Genomic DNA, 2,460 nt, shown 5'->3' on the forward strand with positions numbered 1-2,460 from the left:
CGCAAGAAAGACCGCCCGCCCCGGCGACCCGTCCGCCCCTGGGCAAGGCGGCGCCGACGAGAGCCGCTCGGCAGAGACCGAGCAGCAGGCCGCGGGCGACAAGCGACGCGATCCGTCCGGCACGGGGGCGCAGACCGACGCGCCGCGCGTGTTCGACGACCTCGATCTGGCGGGCTACATCGAGGAGTTCCTCTCCGTCAAGGTCGACGCCATCGGCACCAATCTCGAGCGCAGCGTGAGCGATCGCCTTCTCGATCTGGTCGAGTCGAACCAGAAGCTGCTCGAAGGCTTCAGCGCGCTCCGCGAAGCGATGGGAAGCACAGCCCGATCAGAGGTCGCAGCGAACGCGGAGAGCGCCACAGACGACCTGCGAACCCGTCTCACGGCCACCGAGGAGCGGGTCGCGGCCATGCAGAACGAGATCTACGCGTTGCGCGACGAGCGCGCGACCCTCAAGAGCAGCGTCGAGAGCCTCGAAGACACGGCCCGTCGGGCGACCGAGCGAGAAAGCGCGGTGCAGGCCCAGCATCGACAAGGCGAGATCGACCTGGTGGGGGCGCGTGCCGAGCTTGGCGCCATCACCCGCCAGCTGCAAGAGGCGCGTCAGAAGGAAGAGGCCGTGCGCATCGAGGCCTCCCGCCTCCGCGAGGAGCTGGCCTCCCTGCGGGCCGAGAGCGACGCCCGTCGCGAGACCGAGAAGACCCAGCAGAGCGGAGCGTCGGCCCTGCGAGAGGCGCTCGAGCAGGCAAGCGCCGTCGAGCAAGGGCTGCGCGCAGACCTGGCACGCCTCCAGGACGAGGTCGCGGCGCTGCAGGCACAGGCGGGCGAGCACAGCAACCGGCCCGATGAGACCCCGTCACATCTGGCCACCATCGACGCACTGAAGAAGCAGATCGCCGAGCTGCAGCGCCTCACAGAAGGCGCCGGGCCGATCGACGCCGCGCGGCTCGCCACAGAGCTCGACGCCCTTCGCCAGCAGGCTCGCGCGGCGGAGAGGTCGCGAGACGAGGCCAGGAACGAGGTCGGTTCCCTGCGCGAGCGAGAGCGCACCCTCACCGAGCAGCTCGCCGCTCGAGACGCATCACACGCAACCCTCGAGACCAGGATTTCGCAGCTCGAAGCGGGCGACAAGGACACGCAAGCAGACCGCCCCGACCTCGACCAGCGCGTGCACGCCGCCGAAGCGGCGCAGCGCGTTGCCCAGGAGCGACTCGAGCTGGTTGAGAAGGAGCTTCGCGCCGAGATCGATCAGCTCACGGCGAAGAAGAACGCGCTGACGGAGACCCTGCGGGCCTATTCCGATCCGGAGAAGTTCAGAGACGCCAAGCTGCGCGAGATGCACCAGTCCATCGAAGCGATGCGCGCCACCATGCGAGAGAAGGACAACCTGCTCAGCGAGTCGGGCAAGGATACCGTGGTGCTGGGCCAGGAACTCGAGAAGCTGCGCAAGGAGAAGTACGAGACCCAGGTGCTCTATGAGCGGCGCATCCGCGAACTTCAGGAGAGCCTGCAGCGCGAGATCCGCGAGAAGGAGCGGGAGCGTGACGAGCGGCACCTGCTCGAGGAGCAGCTGGCCAAATCACGCAAGAAGTGGCCGCTCTGGTAGGCCCTGCGATGCGGCGTGAGACCTACCAGCGCGTCAGCGCGCGGGGGTTCTCCGCAAGCATCTGAAATGCGCTCGCGGCGATGTCGGTGGGCGCTTCGCAGAATGTGCCCGGCGCTCTGGGGGAACCCACGTCGCGACGCGTGGGCGTCTGGAAGTCCCACGGGTTCGCATGCTCCCCCTCGAGATTGACGACGCGACCGCCTTCAACGCGCAGGTGCATGTCGACAGCCTCCGGCTCGATGGCGTTCACGAACGGCTGCCCGTCGAAGTGGAAGCGATGCCGCGCCGGGCAGTAGGCGAAGAACGACTGCCCATCGTCTCTCGTCGCGTACCGATAGGCGACGCCGTAGGCGGGGCAGGTGGTGAACTCGACCGAGCCCTTCTCCTCACGCGCCAGCTCGGCCAGGTCGGCGGGATAGAACGCGCGTCGCTCGGACGCCTCGCCACTTTTCTTCTCGAGGGCGAGAACGTGGTCGCTGGAGTAGAACTCGAGCTGCGTCTCGAGACTGTGGAGGCGATCCTGGCACTTGTTGGTGTCGTGGCAGACCTTCTCGTCGAGAAGCCTGTGGTAGGCCAGAAAAATGCCCCCCACGAGGATGAGCAGGAGCAGCACGCCGAAGATTCGCTTGATCATGCTGGCGGCTCGTTCGCCAGACGGGAGGGAGATCCCCTCTCCGGCGCCCCGCGGGCACACCACCTCGGGCCGCGCGATGCCAGACAAGGATTGAGCCTGACCCATGAACGCACGCACGCAGGAGGCCCACACAGGGCCACGCGCCCCCTTCCCAGCGACCATCTCGAGCGCGCTTCGCGCCGCGCTCGTCGGCCTTCTGCTCCTGCCTGCGACAGGCGCA

Annotated in this window: 2 protein-coding genes; one reads left to right on the forward strand and one right to left on the reverse strand. The window is 67.9% G+C overall.

Annotation, left to right across the window (positions count from 1 at the left end; translation table 11 throughout):
- Positions 1 to 1,606: hypothetical protein (locus EB084_23690; GenBank protein NDD31265.1), on the forward strand; the 1,606-nt coding region annotated here is incomplete at its 5' end.
- A gap of 22 nt (positions 1,607 to 1,628) precedes the next feature.
- On the opposite strand, the gene EB084_23695 is transcribed toward EB084_23690, so the two are convergent.
- Positions 1,629 to 2,402 (reverse strand): hypothetical protein, encoded by a 774-nt coding sequence (locus tag EB084_23695; protein NDD31266.1) that lies wholly within the window; start codon positions 2,400 to 2,402, stop codon positions 1,629 to 1,631.
- Positions 2,403 to 2,460: the final 58 nt, after the last annotated feature.

This window comes from Pseudomonadota bacterium, assembly GCA_010028905.1.
Taxonomy (GTDB): Bacteria; Vulcanimicrobiota; Xenobia; order RGZZ01; family RGZZ01; genus RGZZ01.

Coding starts and splice junctions, on each gene's coding strand:
- EB084_23695 (NDD31266.1), bottom strand. CDS start 2,402: ATGGTCGCTGGGAAGGGGGCGCGTGGCCCTGTGTGGGCCTCCTGCGTG.